17 protein-coding genes and 1 pseudogene are annotated in these 15,755 nt (G+C 43.9%); 7 read left to right on the forward strand and 11 right to left on the reverse strand.

What is annotated here, in order from left to right; translation table 11 throughout:
- Positions 1–148 precede the first annotated feature (148 nt).
- Positions 149–862 carry a response regulator transcription factor gene (locus SHALO_RS06490; protein ID WP_069477879.1) on the forward strand — a complete coding sequence of 238 codons (714 nt, stop codon included), beginning with the start codon at positions 149–151 and terminating at the stop codon, positions 860–862.
- A complete protein-coding gene (locus tag SHALO_RS06495; RefSeq protein ID WP_069477880.1) occupies positions 859–2,904 on the forward strand; it encodes an FIST N-terminal domain-containing protein in 2,046 nt (681 codons plus the stop codon). Before SHALO_RS06490 ends, SHALO_RS06495 begins: the two co-directional genes overlap by 4 nt.
- Positions 2,905–2,954: 50 nt before the next feature.
- Here SHALO_RS06495 and SHALO_RS06500 read toward each other — a convergent pair whose 3' ends face one another.
- From SHALO_RS06500 to SHALO_RS06540, 9 genes and pseudogenes are all read right to left on the reverse strand, one after another.
- A complete protein-coding gene (locus tag SHALO_RS06500; RefSeq protein WP_069477881.1) occupies positions 2,955–3,251 on the reverse strand; it encodes a sll1863 family stress response protein in 297 nt (98 codons plus the stop codon).
- 222 nt (positions 3,252–3,473) lie between these two features.
- Positions 3,474–4,013, reverse strand: a pseudogene (locus SHALO_RS15715) (methyl-accepting chemotaxis protein); the annotation flags it as partial.
- 721 nt (positions 4,014–4,734) lie between these two features.
- Positions 4,735–6,159, reverse strand: coding sequence for a glutamate synthase subunit beta (locus SHALO_RS06510; RefSeq protein WP_069477883.1), 1,425 nt, complete (start codon positions 6,157–6,159; stop codon positions 4,735–4,737).
- 1 nt (position 6,160) lies between these two features.
- Positions 6,161–6,508, reverse strand: a complete 348-nt coding sequence (gene hypA / locus SHALO_RS06515; RefSeq protein WP_069477884.1) for a hydrogenase maturation nickel metallochaperone HypA — start codon at positions 6,506–6,508, stop codon at positions 6,161–6,163.
- Between the two features lie 5 nt (positions 6,509–6,513).
- Positions 6,514–6,987: a 4Fe-4S dicluster domain-containing protein gene (locus tag SHALO_RS06520; RefSeq protein WP_069477885.1), complete on the reverse strand. Its 474-nt coding sequence runs from the start codon at positions 6,985–6,987 to the stop codon at positions 6,514–6,516.
- A 1-nt stretch (position 6,988) separates the two neighbouring features.
- Positions 6,989–8,077, reverse strand: coding sequence for a hydrogenase large subunit (locus tag SHALO_RS06525; protein WP_069477886.1), 1,089 nt, complete (start codon positions 8,075–8,077; stop codon positions 6,989–6,991).
- Positions 8,070–8,564 (reverse strand): NADH-quinone oxidoreductase subunit C, encoded by a 495-nt coding sequence (locus tag SHALO_RS06530; protein WP_069477887.1) that lies wholly within the window; start codon positions 8,562–8,564, stop codon positions 8,070–8,072. Before SHALO_RS06530 ends, SHALO_RS06525 begins: the two co-directional genes overlap by 8 nt.
- Positions 8,565–8,987 (reverse strand): 4Fe-4S dicluster domain-containing protein, encoded by a 423-nt coding sequence (locus tag SHALO_RS06535; RefSeq protein WP_069477888.1) that lies wholly within the window; start codon positions 8,985–8,987, stop codon positions 8,565–8,567. It abuts the gene before it with no gap.
- Positions 8,984–9,400, reverse strand: a complete 417-nt coding sequence (locus SHALO_RS06540) for an NADH-quinone oxidoreductase subunit B family protein (protein WP_069477889.1) — start codon at positions 9,398–9,400, stop codon at positions 8,984–8,986. The genes SHALO_RS06535 and SHALO_RS06540 overlap by 4 nt, the downstream gene beginning before the upstream one ends.
- Before the next feature lie 172 nt (positions 9,401–9,572).
- Between SHALO_RS06540 and SHALO_RS06545 the strand changes: the two genes are divergently transcribed.
- Positions 9,573–10,136 (forward strand): HDIG domain-containing metalloprotein, encoded by a 564-nt coding sequence (locus SHALO_RS06545; protein ID WP_069477890.1) that lies wholly within the window; start codon positions 9,573–9,575, stop codon positions 10,134–10,136.
- On the opposite strand, the gene SHALO_RS06550 is transcribed toward SHALO_RS06545, so the two are convergent.
- Together SHALO_RS06550 and SHALO_RS06555 are read right to left on the reverse strand one after the other, a co-directional pair.
- Positions 10,133–10,912 carry an NYN domain-containing protein gene (locus SHALO_RS06550; protein ID WP_069479352.1) on the reverse strand — a complete coding sequence of 260 codons (780 nt, stop codon included), beginning with the start codon at positions 10,910–10,912 and terminating at the stop codon, positions 10,133–10,135. The two genes, SHALO_RS06545 and SHALO_RS06550, sit on opposite strands and share 4 nt — an antisense overlap.
- Positions 10,913–10,957: 45 nt before the next feature.
- Positions 10,958–12,181, reverse strand: coding sequence for an MFS transporter (locus SHALO_RS06555; RefSeq protein ID WP_069477891.1), 1,224 nt, complete (start codon positions 12,179–12,181; stop codon positions 10,958–10,960).
- A gap of 122 nt (positions 12,182–12,303) precedes the next feature.
- Between SHALO_RS06555 and SHALO_RS06560 the strand changes: the two genes are divergently transcribed.
- The 4 genes from SHALO_RS06560 (at position 12,304) to ldhH (ending at position 15,741) form a co-directional block, all read left to right on the forward strand.
- Positions 12,304–12,585 (forward strand): BrnT family toxin, encoded by a 282-nt coding sequence (locus tag SHALO_RS06560; RefSeq protein ID WP_069477892.1) that lies wholly within the window; start codon positions 12,304–12,306, stop codon positions 12,583–12,585.
- Positions 12,578–12,853: a hypothetical protein gene (locus SHALO_RS06565; protein WP_069477893.1), complete on the forward strand. Its 276-nt coding sequence runs from the start codon at positions 12,578–12,580 to the stop codon at positions 12,851–12,853. The genes SHALO_RS06560 and SHALO_RS06565 overlap by 8 nt, the downstream gene beginning before the upstream one ends.
- Positions 12,854–13,054: 201 nt before the next feature.
- Positions 13,055–13,618, forward strand: coding sequence for a LutC/YkgG family protein (locus SHALO_RS06570; RefSeq protein WP_069477894.1), 564 nt, complete (start codon positions 13,055–13,057; stop codon positions 13,616–13,618).
- Positions 13,615–15,741, forward strand: a complete 2,127-nt coding sequence (ldhH, locus tag SHALO_RS06575) for an L-lactate dehydrogenase (quinone) large subunit LdhH (protein ID WP_069477895.1) — start codon at positions 13,615–13,617, stop codon at positions 15,739–15,741. Before SHALO_RS06570 ends, ldhH begins: the two co-directional genes overlap by 4 nt.
- Positions 15,742–15,755: the final 14 nt, after the last annotated feature.

A 15,755-nucleotide genomic window follows, 5' to 3' on the forward strand; every position in this document is an offset into this window, starting at 1 on the left:
ACACGATTTATTGTAAATCTTCAAGGTTATTTTTCAGTTATTTTCGTTTGATGTGTCTGGGTAGGGCTTAGAGGTACCCATGCGAGAAAAGAGTCAATACTTTGCTATAGTGAAGTAAATACTAATCCACCACTGTAAAGGATGCACAATGTTAGATCTCGGTGTTATGTCCTGCTGCAATCGTTACACGGTTTTATGCGTCGATGACGAAGAGGAGTTTTTAGCGTATCTCTCTTCCATTCTTGAACGTTATTTTTTAAAGGTCTACTCTGTAGCTTCCGTCAACGAGGCTTATCAAATTATAGAAGAGCAGACGATAGATCTTATTATCACCGATTTGTATATGCCAAAGACCAATGGCATTGATTTTATTAAAAAGATTCGAAGTGAGCGCTCTGCTATCGCAGCTATTTTTTTAACGGCGTGCTTTGAAAAAGATTATTTGCATGCGGCGATTCCTTTGGAGCTCGATGCCTATCTTGTCAAACCTGTCTCGCTCGAAAAGCTTTTTGAAACATTGCAGCGTACCATCGAGCACATTGAAAAACGTTCCTCAAAAACGTACACGATCAAAGGCGGTATTTCGTTTGATTTGTGCGATCAGGTGGCGTATGAAACGGCGAGTCGTAAGCTGATCGATGTGACTCAAAAAGAGCTTGCACTGCTCAGTCTGCTTCTTAAAAACCAGCATACGATTTTAAGCAAAAGTGTCATTGAGAGCTATTTGTGGGAATTTGAATCCGCTGCGGATAGTTCCGTGAAGACATTAATCAACAAACTCAGAAAGAAGATCGGCAGTGACGCTATTATCACGCACAGCACGATTGGATATTCTATCGCTCTTGAGGAGCTTACAGTATGAAAATATACACCTATCGTTTTGTCTCACACGAAGATTTTGCCCTGTTTATCGCCCTTAAAGAGCTCAATCTTGCCCCCAATATTTTTGTGATGTGCTACTCTGGCATCGACGATCAAGCGATCAACCAAGAGATACTTTCTAGCATCAAAACGCTTCTGCCCCAAGCGTCCATCATGGGTTCCACCACCGATGGGGAGATCTTTGAAACCGAGGTGATGGTGCACTCCTTTGTCCTCTCCCTCACGACGTTTGAGAGCACAAACTTGCAGATTGAGCTTTTCCCGTGCGATCAAGACTCTTTCAGATCAGGGCAGATGATCGCCAATGAAGGGGTGAAATTAGGGGCGAAAGTGGCGATTATCGTCGCGGATGGCATTGTCACCAATGGTGATTATTTGATGGATGGTGTGAACTCCATTGCCCCTTCTTTAGTCGTCGCAGGAGGACTTGCGGGAGATAACGGACGGTATGAAGAGAGTTTCATCTTTTGCGACACACAGATTCATTCCAAATCCATCGTGGTGGGCTATCTCATCAGCGACACGCTTGAAGTCTATCACACCAAAAGCTTTAACTGGGCACCCATGGGACCCAAATTTAAGGTCACGCGCGCCGATAAAAATTGTATCTACACGGTCGATGACATCTCGGTATTGGAGCTTTACCGCAAGTATTTAGGCTCCGCATTAGCGCAAAAACTTCCTCTTGGCGGCATCGAATTTCCGTTTGTTTTTTACAAAGAGGGACATCTGATCGGGCGGGCACCTATTCGCCTCAACAATGATGGTTCGGTCGTTTTTGCGGGCAATATCAATGAAGGCGAAATCATTCAGTTTGGCTTTGGCGACATCGATGCCATTTTATCGGACGCGAGAGAAATCATCTCCGATTTAGCCGAATTTGGACCTGAAAAAGTGATGATCTTTTCGTGTATGACACGCAAAAACTTTTTAGGGGAAGATGCACATAACGACTTTGAAGGACTCGCGTCCATAGCACCCACGACGGGATTTTTTACCTATGGAGAGTTCTTTCACGATTCCGATCACAAATGCAATTTTCTGCTCAATGAAACCATGACCGTCTTGGGACTTAAAGAAGCATCTGCAGTTTCCAAAGCCAATATGCAGCAGAAAAAAAACCTTCCTCACAAGAAGATTTCACGTCATCATCGCTACTCTGAGACGTTTGATGCACTTTTGCATATTGGCAGACAAACAGCCTTGGAGCTTGGAGCGCTGAATTCAACGCTCAACACCAAAGTCGAAGAGGCGGTCAAACGTTATCAGGCTTCGGAGGAGCTCATCATTATCCAAGCACGTTCTGCCATTATCGGTGAGATGCTCAGTATGATCGCTCATCAATGGCGCCAACCTCTCTCGATCATCGGGATGGTCATCAACAAAATACGCCTCTCTACCATGAGTAATCCAACCAAAGATGAAGCGCTTATAACCGACATCGACGTCGTGGATCGCAATGTAAGTTACCTCTCCAATACCATTGAAGATTTTAAAAACTTTTTTAAACCTGAGGTGAAAAAAGAGTGGCATACCGCTTCAAAGATTTGTGAGCAACTGCGCTCCCTTGCCGATCCGATTCTTAAAATGTATAAAATTGAGTTAGAGATCACTTTGAATGATGATAAACAGTTTTTTATCTATGGAAGTGAGCTGGTGCAAGTGTTGCTCTCCATCGTCTCAAACGCCAAAGATGCGATCTTTGAGCAACAAAAAGAGAATGGAAAAATCAGCATCGTTTGTGAATACAAACCGCTTAAATCCATCTACCGTTTCACGATTTCGGACAACGGTGGAAGCATCGCTGCAGATATGATTAAGGTGATGTTCGAGCCTTACGTCTCTAGCAAAGGCATTACAGGAACGGGACTGGGGCTTTATATGGCGAAGACGATCATTGAAAAGCATTTTAGAGGAACGATCAGCGGTAAAAATATTGAAGGTGGAGCGTGTATTATTATCGATTTTCCGATAACAACCAAAGAGCCTCTCCTCTTGCTTGAGCCTAAATTACTCGCATAAGAAGCTTTACATGTAAGAAAAAAGAAGAGAGGTTTTCTCTCTTCTTTTGTTTAGGTAAGCGCTTTAAATTTGATCGCAGTATCGGCAAATGCCACGATAATACTATCCCACATAATTTCAAAATTTTTCTTGGCAGATTCAAAACTGTGTCCAGTCATTTTGACCAATTCCGCCAGTTTGATTTTTCCCTCTTCCAGTTTACTTTCAAGCAATTTAACGTGTTTGTTTAATTCGAGTTGCAGATGCGTACGTGCCGCAAACGCTTGGGTACGAAACTGAATCATCCCCGTTTTCCACTCATTGAGTTGGGTCTGTTTTTTTTGTTGGTAAAGTTCTTTATCGTTCATAGGATTTCCTTTTGGGTCTATCGTTGGTTGGCAGATACATGTGAAGTGACACGAAGAGATTAAAATGCACAAACTAAAGAATGCTACTTATCACGTTCACTATACTCTTATTTGCACGATTGTGGTGTCTTTGGCAGTGCAAATGGGTAGATCGCTTCATTCGTTACCAAAGTACCCATTGTGAGGTTTAATCTTTTACATGTAAAAAAGACTTCTCATCGTTTAGACTTTAAATTCGTTGAGCTTCTCTTGGAGTGTCATGCCCCAATGATCAAGCACGGTTGTAATTTCCATAATCTCTTCACTCTTTTGATACGTTGCGTGAAAGATCGTCTCTATTTGAATGGATGCTTCTTTGATGTGCTCTGTCTCCTGTTTAAGATCGACAGATTTAGTCACAATGGCATTGGAAAGTGCTATGTTTTTATCGGCTACATTGACCAGTTGTTCGAGCACAACATTGGCATTGGTTGAGACATCTTGAAGGATGTTAATTTCACTCGCATTGTCTTTCATCTGCTGACTGATAGAGGTGATAGAGCTTACGATGGAGGTAATGGTGGCATTGATCTCTTCAAGGCTTTTTTGTGTCTTTTCTGCCAAAAGTCTGACTTCATCGGCAACGACGGCAAATCCACGACCGTGTTCACCTGCACGCGCTGCTTCAATGGCGGCATTGAGTGCCAATAAATTGGTCTGATCGGCGATATCGTCGATGACAGAGAGGATGTTTTTGGTCTCTTGGGTATCTTTACTGAGCGCATTGAGTTGGGTAACTAAAAGGTTCTCTTTTTGAACACTTTGCACTATTTTTTTGCCTAGATCAATGATGTTTTTTTGCGTATCACTGAGGTAATTGCCAATTTGTTGCATCTCTTCTTTACTCGCATGGGCATTGTGGCTGATGTCATCAAAAACGATTTGCATATTGTTAATATGCTTGGTGCTCTCATCGATGATGATCTTCTCTTTTTGGGTTTGTGCATGGAAAAATGAGACAATCTGCTGTAATTGTGCAGATATTTGGCTGTGGGTTGTTGCATGTGCTTGAAAGCCAAGAATGGCATGTCTAATTTTCTCTTTAAAAAAGACAACAGAGTCAAGCATTTTGGCAGATTCAGCATTGAATCTGGTGTTGATCTTGATCTCTTTGGTAAGATCCATTGAGGCCAACGCTTGGTTGATTTTAACGCTTAAATCCACGCCCCATTTTTTTTCATCAATATCATGCACAATGAGGATAACGGCTATGGCATACTGAACGATTGCTCCTAGTGTAATGGTTGTAAAAAAATAGGCATTGAGTGGAAGGATCAAAAACGCTGCAATGTGGATAACTCTCATTCTAAGAAACAGAGATTTCATTATTTTTCTCCTGTATAAAATAGAATTGGCATTCTACTTCATACAAAAAAATAAAGGATTGATCTGTATCAAAAAATAAGATAAAGTTACTCTCTTTTAGAAAATAACCTCAAAATCTTTACATGTAAAGCTTCTGATCTTCCAAAACACCCAGTTTCCGAGCGATCGCTACAGCGGCAGTTCTGCCATCTAACGCGGCATTGACAACCAAATTTGCGCCTCTCACTACATCGCCACCTGCGAAGATAAAAGGGTGGCTTGTCTCTTTATTCTCATCAACGATCAACGTGTTTGAGCGACCTACGGCGAGGTTGAGCTCATCGTAGAAACTAAAATGTTTTGCTTCAAAACCAAGGGCTAGGATGATGCTATCGGCTGGCAAGGTTTGAACACTGTGCGGTTTGGTTTGCAGGCGCTTGTTCTCATCGGTGTAGGTTTCCATGATTTCAAGTCCCACAACACGATGCTCATCGTCCACCAACGCTTTTTTAGGAAGGGCATTAAAGATAAACTGTACCCCTTCTTCTTTGGCGTTAATGACCTCGCCCCGACTTCCAGGCATACTCTCTTCGCCCCTGCGGTAGACACAGGTCACGCTTTTGGCTTTATGGCGAATAGCGGTACGAAGGGCGTCCATCGCGGAGTCTCCACCACCGATGACGACAACGTGTTTGTTGCGTAAAACTGATTTTTGGAGGGCATGATCGAAAATATTTTTTTGCGTTTGGGTGAGGAGCGTCATGACTTGATGCACACCATTTGCATCTTCATTTTCCATGTCGGCACTGCGACCTTTGGGCACACCAAGCCCCAAAAAGACGGCATCAAACTTCTCTTGAAGCTCGCTGAGGCTCACATCTTTTCCCACTTCGGTGCTCAGATGCACTTTCATGCCCGCCTCTTTCATCCACTCAAAACGTCGTAAGATGACACTTTTGGGCAGTTTAAAGTTGGGAATGCCGTACATCAAAAGTCCGCCGACACGGTTTTCTCGCTCATACAGCTCGACTTCGATGTTGGAGCGAAGCAAAAACGTCGCACAGCTCAGACTCGCAGGGCCACTGCCCACAACGGCGACTTTGAACTTTCGACCTTCCGCTTGTCCGTAATCGGGAATAGCGCCTTGTTCGTATGCTTTTTCATTTAAAAAGACTTCGACATTGCCGATGGAAACCGCGTGGTATTCTGTTTTTTCGAGTGTGCATGAACTTTCACAGAGCCCTTTTTTGGGGCAGACGCGACCCAGAATTTCAGGAAAAGGTGAGCGTGCATTGGAGAGTTCAAACGCGCTTAAATAGTCATGCTCATAGGTTTTTTTAAGCCATCTTGGAATGTTGTTATTGAGCGGACAGCCTGTGCGACAAAACGTAAACTCACTCTCAAGTCCGCGCAAAAGATCAATCGGGCATTGCAGACAACGGCTCGCTTGCGCGTTTGCTTCGCTCTCTTCAAAGTTATGATAGATAGGGTAATAATCCTCAACGCGTTCCTCTGCTGGGCGCTTTCTTGGATAGGCTTTTGCGATTGTTTTATATTCTCTCATGCTATTCCTCTATGATCTCTATACTTTTTACATGTAACTCTTGCCCGCCTATCATGGAAACGTCCTCACTGTGACATTTGGGACAGATAAAATGGTTTTCGCTCACGACACTTTGTTCATGACATGAGGTACACAACAGCACCACTTCGCACAGCTCAACAACGAGCGTCGCATTGTGACAAATGGTCTCTTCTTTAAAGGTATCAAAACACTGTTCCAAAAAATGAACCTCAATGCCGCTAAGTCTTCCCACACGAATTTCAAGACGCTTAATCGCCTTAGCATGGTGCTTTTTCGCCTCTTTTTCACACAAATCAATGAGTGAAGCGACGATGGAATACTCGTGCATAACCCTTAGCCTTTGGCTGCCATAAGCGTTTCAAACGTATCGTAATCGACCAGACGAATCGCATCGGTGGTGCAGACACGCACGCACGAAGGCCCTTGCGGATGGCTAAAGCAGAGATTGCATTTCACCGCAACGCGTCGGTCTTCTTTTTGAATCATGATAATCGCGCCATACGGGCAGACGAGTGAACAGCATCCGCACCCGACACACGCTTCTTCATGCAGTTTGATAAACCCATCCATCCGCTCAATGACGCCATGCGGACAGATAATCGCACAGGGTGCATCTTCGCAGTGCATACACTGAAGTGGTGCCGTTTTGGTTTCCACTTTTACCACACGATTCCGCGAAATCAGCGGCACTTTGGTGGTGTAGGCTTCCTCAAAGGCAATGCCTTGGTAACTGGCGGCACATGCCAACTCACAACTCAAACACCCCACACATTTGGTGCTATCGGCTAAAATAAATCGATGTCTCATCTTAACGCTCGGTACAAGAGATACAAGGATCGATGCTGTTGAAAATCAGTGCAACATCGTCAATGCTATTGTTTGGCATCATCACTTTAAGCGCTTCCCAGTTCATATAGGTCGGCACGCGCCACTTCATCCGCTCAGGCTTTTGACTGCCATTGGTTTTAAGGTAATACACCAGCTCACCACGCGGCGCTTCGGTGCGAGAGATGGCTTCACCTTCTGGAATGAGTGTGCGTGTTGGAAGTACAATATCGCCTTTTGGAAGGGCGTCCAGTGCTTGATGGAGCAGTTTCATGGACTCTAAAATTTCATACAGTCTCACTTTGGCGCGTGAGAGTACATCGCCATCTTTTTGAAGCACGACATCAAAAGAGAGTTTGTCATACGCGGCATACGGAGAGCGTTTTCGCACATCATTGTTCACACCACTCGCACGTGCTACAGGACCTACAACGCCAAGTCTGAGTGCGTCTTCATAGCCCAAAACACCCACACCAGAGAGTCTGGAAATGAGCGTGGCATCGGTTTCAAACAGAGCGATAAATGCTTCGATCTTGCTTCTGTTTTGATCCAGTGTCGTTTTGATGGAAGCGATCAGTTTGGCATCCAGATCAAATTTTACGCCACCAATCGTGTTGGCGCTTAAGTCCATGCGATTGCCCCAAATGGACTCTTTCAGGTCTTGGAAATCTTCACGTGTCTCTAAAAACTGTGTCATCAACGCTTTGTTGTGAATGAGATGGCTGAGCATACCAAGGTTAAAAAGATGGCTTGCGATGCGCTTGATCTCATCGGCAACAACACGAAGGTAAAGAGCTCGTTCAGGAAGGCTGAGTCCTGCGATCTTCTCCACCGCCATGCAGTAGGTAAACGGGTGGTTGTTTGAGCAGAGTGCGCAGACTTTTTCGGTGATGATGAGATTTTGCAAAAAATTTCGTTGAAGCACGATAGACTCGATGCCACGGTGAACAAATCCGTTGATCATGTCAACCGTTTTGATCGTTTTACCATCACGATTGGGTTCGATTTTAAAATAAACGGGCTCTTCAAGTGCCACATCAAACGGTCCTAAAATGACTTTGGTGTTATCCATGAAGGACTCCTTCTTCTGCTTTGACGCGGTTCCACAGTGCTTGGCTGACTTTGCCACTCATGGCTGAGGAAAGCGAATAGTACTCTTTAAGAACATTCTCTTTAATCGCTTCATCAAGAAAAAGGCGTTTGGGATTGGGGTGATTGAGGATAGCAATACCATAAATTTCAGAAAGTTCCCTCTCCGTCCAGTCCGCACTTTTAAACAGTGGTGTGATGGAGGGAACACTTTTGTCGGTGATGTGCAGTTTGACATTGATCATAATGCCATCAAGGTCGAAGTGATAGACCAGTTCATGTGCATCTTCCTTTTGATGCGCGGTGATCATACAGACCCGAGCATTCATGGTTTGAAGGATTTCGGCAAGGCTTAAAAGTAGGGCTTTATCGTCTATTTCGCACCAAAGGCTATCACCTTTCTTATCAAAATGGCACCCCAATTTTAAGGCACCAAGAACGTCATTGAGTTTTACATGTAAAGATTTCATTTAGAGGACTCTTTGTTTGAAAGTATGTTCACGCCTGCATTTTGGGCAGAGTTTAAACAGAGCGGTAATAGGGTTACTCACGTTTTTAAACCCACGTTTAAGCATCGTTAGAGGAACATTTATCATCGGTTCATGACAGTTGGGACACTGCGTATACTCAACCATATTGGCAGTAATGGAAGTGTACTTTTCACTTTGCGGTGTCGCTTCCGCCAGCGTGTTACTTAGCGTGATAGCACCCGTTGGGCAGAAGTAAGTACAGTTGCCGCACACGGTACAGGTGTTATGCCAGATGATGAAGTCGTAGCGTTGGGGCTCAACACACGAGATGTTGATCGCTCCTGCAGGGCAGACAAATACACAGGTTTGGCACAGAACACACTGCTCTTTATCGAACGTGATTTTTCCTTTGTAGGCATTCATGCACTCACCTTCTCTTTCCAAAGCGCACAGGCTTTAATGAGTCCATCGACGATGCTCTGCGGTGAGGGCGGACAGCCAGCGATGTTGACATCGACATTCACAAAGCGATCCAGTGGTCCTTCAATGGAGTAGCTATCACGAAATACGCCACCCGTGATCGGGCAAATTCCCATGGCAACGACCACTTTTTCATCGGGCAATCGTTTGAGCGTGGCTTCTAAAAAAGGTTTAGAACGCGTGGTGATGGAACCCGTGACGATGACAATATTTGCCTCTTCAGGAGTGTTGGTGTAGGTGCAATGAAGCGTGTCAAAGCCAAATTTGGGAACAAGGATGCTTGCCAAAAGCTCGACATCACAGCCATTACAGGAACCTGCGTTGATACGATAAACGTTAATATTATTATCTATCATAAAGAGTCTCTTTAGTTTATAGATTCTTATTAATATTAATTCAATCAGTAAAGATTGTTTTAAAGTTGGTATTGTAACACAATAAACAAAAGATTTGGTCACACAAAAGAAACTTTTTTGAATCTTTACATGTAAAACGGTAAAATAATATATTTACATGTAAAGGATAGAAATGCCAACACGAGAAGAGGCGTTTGCCTTGTTGAAAGCCTATAATGGCGCGGCACTTACAACCCATGGATTAGCCGTTGAGGGAACGATGCGTTATTTTGCACGAAAAGCAGGCGAAGATGAGGAAAAATGGGGAATTGTCGGACTTTTGCACGATCTGGACTATGAAAAATACCCAGAGCTTCACTGCACAAAAACCGCAGAAATTATGCGTGAAAAGGGCTATAGTGAGGAGATTATACGCGCTATCGTCTCTCATGGCTGGGGCATTTGCTCCGATGTCGAACCTCTCAGTCCAATGGAGAAAACCCTTTATGCTGTGGATGAACTTACTGGGCTTATCACCGCGTGTGCGCTGGTCAGACCAAGCAAATCGGTGATGGATTTGGAGCTCTCATCGGCGAAAAAGAAGTTTAAAGACAAAGGTTTTGCCGCAGGGGCAAGCAGGGAAGTCATTTCAAAAGGGGCGGATATGCTGGGTGTGAGTTTGGATGAGCTCATTACCGATGTGATTGCCGCAATGAGAGCGATTGCACCCTCATTGGGACTGGAGCTGAAAAACTAGCGACGTCTTTTAGGAGCGGCGGTGGCTTTTTTCGCAACAGGACGGTAATCGACAATGGTCGTTGTTCCTTTACCAGGATAACGTTTCATTTCAAAGTGTTCGCCAAGCTTCGCAAGGAGCGAGGTGATCTTGCTAGAGCCATAGGTACGCGGGTCAAAGTCGGGAGACTGGCGTTTGATGTACGCACCTGCGGCTGAAACACTTGCCCAACCCTCATCATCTTGGGTCTTTTCCCAGCCTACATGTAAAATTTTTGCAAGCTCTTTAAGCAGGTCATCATTGGAGACTTTGGAAGGTTTTTGCTCAGGCGTGCCTTCGAGTGTTTCGGTGTTGACACTGAGGTTTTCGGTGAAAATAAAGTCATCGCAGGCATTACGAAACGAAATCGGCGTTTTATGCTCGCCAAATCCAAAGACGTAAATCTCCGACTCTTTCAGACGTGAAGCAAGCTTGGTAAAGTCACTATCACTCGATACAAGTGCGAAGGCGTCGAATTTTTGCGTATAGAGTAGATCCATTGCATCGATAATCATCGAAGCATCGGTCGAATTTTTTCCCGTCGTGTACGCAAACTGCTGAATCGGCTGAACCGCTAGCTCATTGAGGCTCTCTTTCCAATTTTTAAGGTAACTGCTCGACCAGTCACCGTAAGCGCGTTTGACAATGATATGTCCGTGTGTTGAGAGTTCGGCTAAGATCAGTTCTAGTTTGCTTTGTTGCGCATTGTCCGCATCTATTAAGACAACGATTCGTTTCTCTTCATCGATATTTTTCATGCTCGTGCCTTTGTAAAGTGGTCTCATGAGAGCATTATAGCCTAGTTATGATGGCTTAACACCTTGTGCGCTCTTCCATAAGTAGCGTGAAAAAAGTGCGATGATGAAAAGAGCAATACATCCCTCAAACAGCAAAGTCTCCGCCGCGCCAAAATAGTGCGAAATCGTACCAATTAAGAGCGCGCCAATGGGTTGCGTGCCAAAAAAAGCCATCGCAAAATAGCTGATGACCCGTCCTCGCATTTCACTTGAAGAGGTGGTTTGAAGAAGCGTGTTGATGATAGTCGTTTGAAGCATCATACCAAATCCTGCAACCGTGCAAAAGAAAAACGCAAAAGTTAACGTGTGTGAAAGGGCAAAACAGACCAACCCAAAACCAAGAAGCACGGTGGCAAGAATCAGTAATTTTCTTAAGTTATTACTGGTTTTAAGCGACGCAAGCAAAAGCGCGCCACTGAGTGCGCCAATGCCTACAAAACTGTTCAAATACCCGTAAATCGTCGCATCTCCCGCCAACGTCTCTTTGGCAATGATCGGAAACAGCGTTGTGTATGGCAATACGAGCAGACTCATCAACGCAAGCAGTAAAACCAGCACACCAAGACTTGGGGTGGCTTTGAGGTAGCGCAGACCATCTTTAAGATCGCTCAAAACTTTTTGCGTGTGAGCTTGGGGGATATACGCAGGCAATTTTAACAGAAGCAACGAGGCGATCACGGCGACAAAACTGAACGCGTTGATCATAAAACAGATGCCCGCTCCAAAGCTTTCAAGGATAAGACCCGCAACAGCAGGCCCAATGAGACGCGCGAGATTGACCATGGAAGAGTTCAGCGCAATCGCATTGCCCACATCCTCTTTTTGGCTCACCATAACATGCATCAAAGACTGACGCGCAGGTACATCAAACGCATTGATGATACCTAATATGACGCTTAAAACAATCAGCTCCACGACCGAATAATCGGTAAAAAAAACGATCAATGTCATAATAATAGCTTGAATCATCGAAGCAATTTGGGTAAACAGAAGCACATTGAAACGATTGTACCGATCGGCGATGGCACCACCTAAAAGGGAGAATAAAAAAGAGGGAAACTGAGAGGCAAACACACTAAGCCCCAAGATAAAAGCAGAGTTCGTCTGCACATAAATCACCCAATAAACAGCCGTTCGCTGCATCCATGTGCCCATAAGCGAAACAGACTGCCCTGCAAAAAAGAGTCGATAATTAAGACTTCGAAAAGCCCTGAAGGTGTTGATGTTCATGGCGAAATTATAGCGGAGTTAAGGTTTGAAATGGTTTTACATGTAAAGAGTAAGAGAAGATTTAAGAGTAATTTTAAACAGAAAGAGATATGCTTTGTATATACAAATTTTAAAGGATTTTCTTGAAATTTGAATGGGATGAAGCAAAAAATAGCGTGCTAAAAAAGACGAGAAATGTCTGTTTTGAAGATGTTTTGGTGGCGATGAGCGAAGATAGACTCTTAGATGTGGTGCCTCATCACAATCAAGAACGCTATGCACATCAAAAACTTTTTATCGTCAAAATTCGTGCGTATGTCTATTATGTACCGTTTGTGGAAGATGATGAGAAAATATTTTTAAAAAACATCATTCCCTCTCGAAAATACCAAAAGTACTATACACAGGAGAAATCAAATGGATAAATTAACCAAAGAAGAGACCAAAATTGTAGAATATGTTGAGTCAGAAGCTGCTTCAAGTGTTGAGAATGTCAAAGATGAAATAGCGCGTTACAAAGCCATTGCTCTGAAGCAAACAACCAAGAAAAAAGCGATCAGCATTCGCCTTTTAGAAAGCGATATAGAAGCCTTAAAAGCCAAAGCCTTGGCACAAGGAATGCCATACCAAACGCTTTTAAGTTCCATCGCGCATCAATATGCTAGTGGAAAAATTGAGTTGAAGAGTTCTTGAAATTTAGAATTCTTCTTCTCTCATGTAACAGAAAGTAAACCCCGCATTCACTCCTTCTCATAATTTTCATAATCTCATACATTCGTCATTCGCCCAAGCTAAAATATTTCTATATTTACATTAAGTATAATAATTTATACTTGATTAAGTTTTATCTTTACATGTAAAGAAGATTAGCTCACATAAAAAGGAGACATACGTATGTTTGAAAATTTTAAAGCGAGGGCTGAAACATCGGGCAATACCGAAGTGAAGCGTTTTGCGACAACGAATGAGGCACTTGGTTTTATTGAATCGTTCCTCGAAACAGAGGAGGTTAAAGATGCGTCAGGCTCTTACGCTGTTTGGGCGGATAGTCCCATCTTGAAGCAATTTGACAACCAAGCGATGGCAGAGAAATTTCCAGGTCTTTATTTTCACGTGACACGGGATTTGGCAAAAGGTGCCAAAGTGGGGATAACCCAGTTAAAATGGGGTTTGGCAGAGACGGGCAGTATGGCACAAGACTCGACCGATGTGGAGCAACGCCTTGCTTCAGCACTTGCGTGGATACATGTAGCGATTCTTCCGACTTCAAAAATCATTGCAGATATTCCTGCATTGATGACCAAAATGCACCCCAAAAATGACAAATACATCACGCTTATCACAGGTGCGAGTAAAACAGCAGATATTGAACGCATGCTTGCCATTGGTGTGCATGGCCCTGAGCGATTGGTGATCGTGTGTGTCGATGATTTAGAGTTAGAAGGAGTAGAGTCATGAAACAAGATATGTCAGCATCCATCCACAAAGCCCTTGAAAATCAAAACCTCGCAGGTATTTTAGACCGATGGAATTATCCCGCAACGAGGGCAAAAGCGTTTGAAGGTGTCGATTTTGAGGCACTGCGTTCGAAAATTGCAGATATTAAAGGTGAAGCAGCCGGTCGTCTTGATGAATTAGCCGAAATGTTTAAGAAAAATGCAGAAGCCAATGGCATTAAAGTGTTTCGTGCTAGCAGTGCTGAAGCAGCAAGGCAATACATTGCCAATCTGTGCAAAGAAAAAGGTGTCAAAAAAATCGTCAAATCCAAATCGATGGCAACCGAAGAGATTCATCTCAACCATTTCCTTGATGAATTTGGCATTCAATCGGACGAAACCGATTTGGGTGAATGGATCTGCCAGCTTGCGCACCAAACGCCTTCCCACATGGTTATGCCAGCACTTCACTTAACCAAAGAGGAGATCTCAGATCTTTTTGCGGAAGAGACACAACAACCTTTAGATAACGACATTCAAAAGCTGGTTAAAGTGGCACGAACGGCGATTCGTGAGAAGTTTTTTGAAGCCGATATGGGCATTTCGGGTGCGAACATCGCCATCGCAGAGACAGGTTCCATCGTCATCTGTACCAACGAGGGCAATGCTCGTCTTGTCACAACGCTTCCAAAAGTGCATGTTGCCTTAGTCGGTCTTGAAAAACTCGTTCCTAACTACACCGATGCAGCGCCTATTTTGGCCGCACTTCCTAGAAATGCAACCAGTCAGCTTCTTACCAGTTACGCATCGTTTATCTCCGCTCCAACGCTCAATGATGATGGGACGATGAAAGAGGTGCATATCGTTTTAATGGACAATAATCGTATAAAGATGGCGGAAGACCCTAAATTTAAAGAAGCGCTTCAGTGCATTCGCTGTGCCGCCTGTTTGAATGTGTGCCCTGTGTATCGTCTGGTTACTGGACATGTCTTTGGTGACATCTACACAGGCGGTATTGGTACGATTTTAACGGCATGGTTTAATGAACTTAAATCCGCTGAAGATATTCAAGCGTTGTGTATCGGATGCGACAAATGTAAAGAGATTTGCGCCGCGAAAATTGACATCCCTGGACTCATTTTAGAAATTCGTCGTCGTGCTGCTACGAAAGAAGGTTTGCCATTTATCTATAAAAGTGCGCTTCAAGTCATCAACAACCGTAAGGTTTTCCACACGATGCTTCGTACCGCTTCTGTGCTTCAAAAGCCATTTGTCAAAGAAGGATTTATCAGACACTTGCCGATGTTCCTCTCTGGTCTTTCGGAGTATCGAAGTTTGCCATCCGTCGCACCTTCTCCGTTTAGGGATATTTTCAAAACCATTAAACAACCCAAATGCACTGAAAAAGCGGCCTTTTATGCAGGATGCGCGCTTGATTTTGTCTATCCAGACGCAGGCGTGGCGATTGTTAAGATTTTAAATAAAGCGGGTATTGAAGTGCTCTTCCCTGAAGCGCAATCATGTTGTGGTATTCCACATTGGGGAAGTGGCTCGTTTGATATGGCTGCAGACGCTGCAGAGCGCAATATCTTGCCTCTTTTAGAGGGCAATCCTGAGTATGTTGTTGTCAGTTGTGCGAGTTGTACGACTGCTTTGAAAAAAGAGTGGGTAAAAATCCTTAAAGAACAACACAGAGAATCCCTCATCCCTCAAGCTAAAAAAGTGGCGGAAAAAACCTATATGTTCACTGAATTGGTCGATAAGCTGATTAAAGAAAAACGTTTGACACCAAAAGAAGGCATGAAACTTCATACGCTCACCTACCATGACTCGTGTCACGCTAAACGCCATGTGGGGATTTCAAAAGAGCCAAGAGATGCGCTTAGTGCTGCAGGCTATGAAATCAAAGAGATGAATGAGTGCGATACATGTTGTGGTATGGGCGGTTCTTACACCCTTAAACAACCTGAGATTTCGATGCAAATGCTCAAACGAAAGCTCGAAAATATCGAAGCAACGGGTGCAGAATTTGTCTCTGCTGAGTGTCCGGGCTGTTTGATTCAATTACGAGGCGGTTTGGATAAGTCAGGCTCCAAAGTCAAGGCGATTCACCCTGCGGAACTCATGGTCGATAAGTTCAAATAAACTGACATGTAAGG

Source organism: Sulfurospirillum halorespirans DSM 13726 (genome assembly GCF_001723605.1).
GTDB lineage: Bacteria > Campylobacterota > Campylobacteria > Campylobacterales > Sulfurospirillaceae > Sulfurospirillum > Sulfurospirillum halorespirans.

Excerpts from the sequence above, each read along its gene's own strand:
- SHALO_RS06490 (WP_069477879.1), top strand. The coding sequence starts at position 149 with ATGTTAGATCTCGGTGTTATGTCCTGCTGCAATCGTTACACGGTTTTA.
- SHALO_RS06495 (WP_069477880.1), top strand. The coding sequence starts at position 859 with ATGAAAATATACACCTATCGTTTTGTCTCACACGAAGATTTTGCCCTG.
- SHALO_RS06500 (WP_069477881.1), bottom strand. The coding sequence starts at position 3,251 with ATGAACGATAAAGAACTTTACCAACAAAAAAAACAGACCCAACTCAAT.
- SHALO_RS06510 (WP_069477883.1), bottom strand. The coding sequence starts at position 6,159 with ATGAGAGAATATAAAACAATCGCAAAAGCCTATCCAAGAAAGCGCCCA.
- hypA (WP_069477884.1), bottom strand. The coding sequence starts at position 6,508 with ATGCACGAGTATTCCATCGTCGCTTCACTCATTGATTTGTGTGAAAAA.
- SHALO_RS06520 (WP_069477885.1), bottom strand. The coding sequence starts at position 6,987 with ATGAGACATCGATTTATTTTAGCCGATAGCACCAAATGTGTGGGGTGT.
- SHALO_RS06525 (WP_069477886.1), bottom strand. The coding sequence starts at position 8,077 with ATGGATAACACCAAAGTCATTTTAGGACCGTTTGATGTGGCACTTGAA.
- SHALO_RS06530 (WP_069477887.1), bottom strand. The coding sequence starts at position 8,564 with ATGAAATCTTTACATGTAAAACTCAATGACGTTCTTGGTGCCTTAAAA.
- SHALO_RS06535 (WP_069477888.1), bottom strand. The coding sequence starts at position 8,987 with ATGAATGCCTACAAAGGAAAAATCACGTTCGATAAAGAGCAGTGTGTT.
- SHALO_RS06540 (WP_069477889.1), bottom strand. The coding sequence starts at position 9,400 with ATGATAGATAATAATATTAACGTTTATCGTATCAACGCAGGTTCCTGT.
- SHALO_RS06545 (WP_069477890.1), top strand. The coding sequence starts at position 9,573 with ATGCCAACACGAGAAGAGGCGTTTGCCTTGTTGAAAGCCTATAATGGC.
- SHALO_RS06550 (WP_069479352.1), bottom strand. The coding sequence starts at position 10,912 with ATGAAAAATATCGATGAAGAGAAACGAATCGTTGTCTTAATAGATGCG.
- SHALO_RS06555 (WP_069477891.1), bottom strand. The coding sequence starts at position 12,181 with ATGAACATCAACACCTTCAGGGCTTTTCGAAGTCTTAATTATCGACTC.
- SHALO_RS06565 (WP_069477893.1), top strand. The coding sequence starts at position 12,578 with ATGGATAAATTAACCAAAGAAGAGACCAAAATTGTAGAATATGTTGAG.
- SHALO_RS06570 (WP_069477894.1), top strand. The coding sequence starts at position 13,055 with ATGTTTGAAAATTTTAAAGCGAGGGCTGAAACATCGGGCAATACCGAA.
- ldhH (WP_069477895.1), top strand. The coding sequence starts at position 13,615 with ATGAAACAAGATATGTCAGCATCCATCCACAAAGCCCTTGAAAATCAA.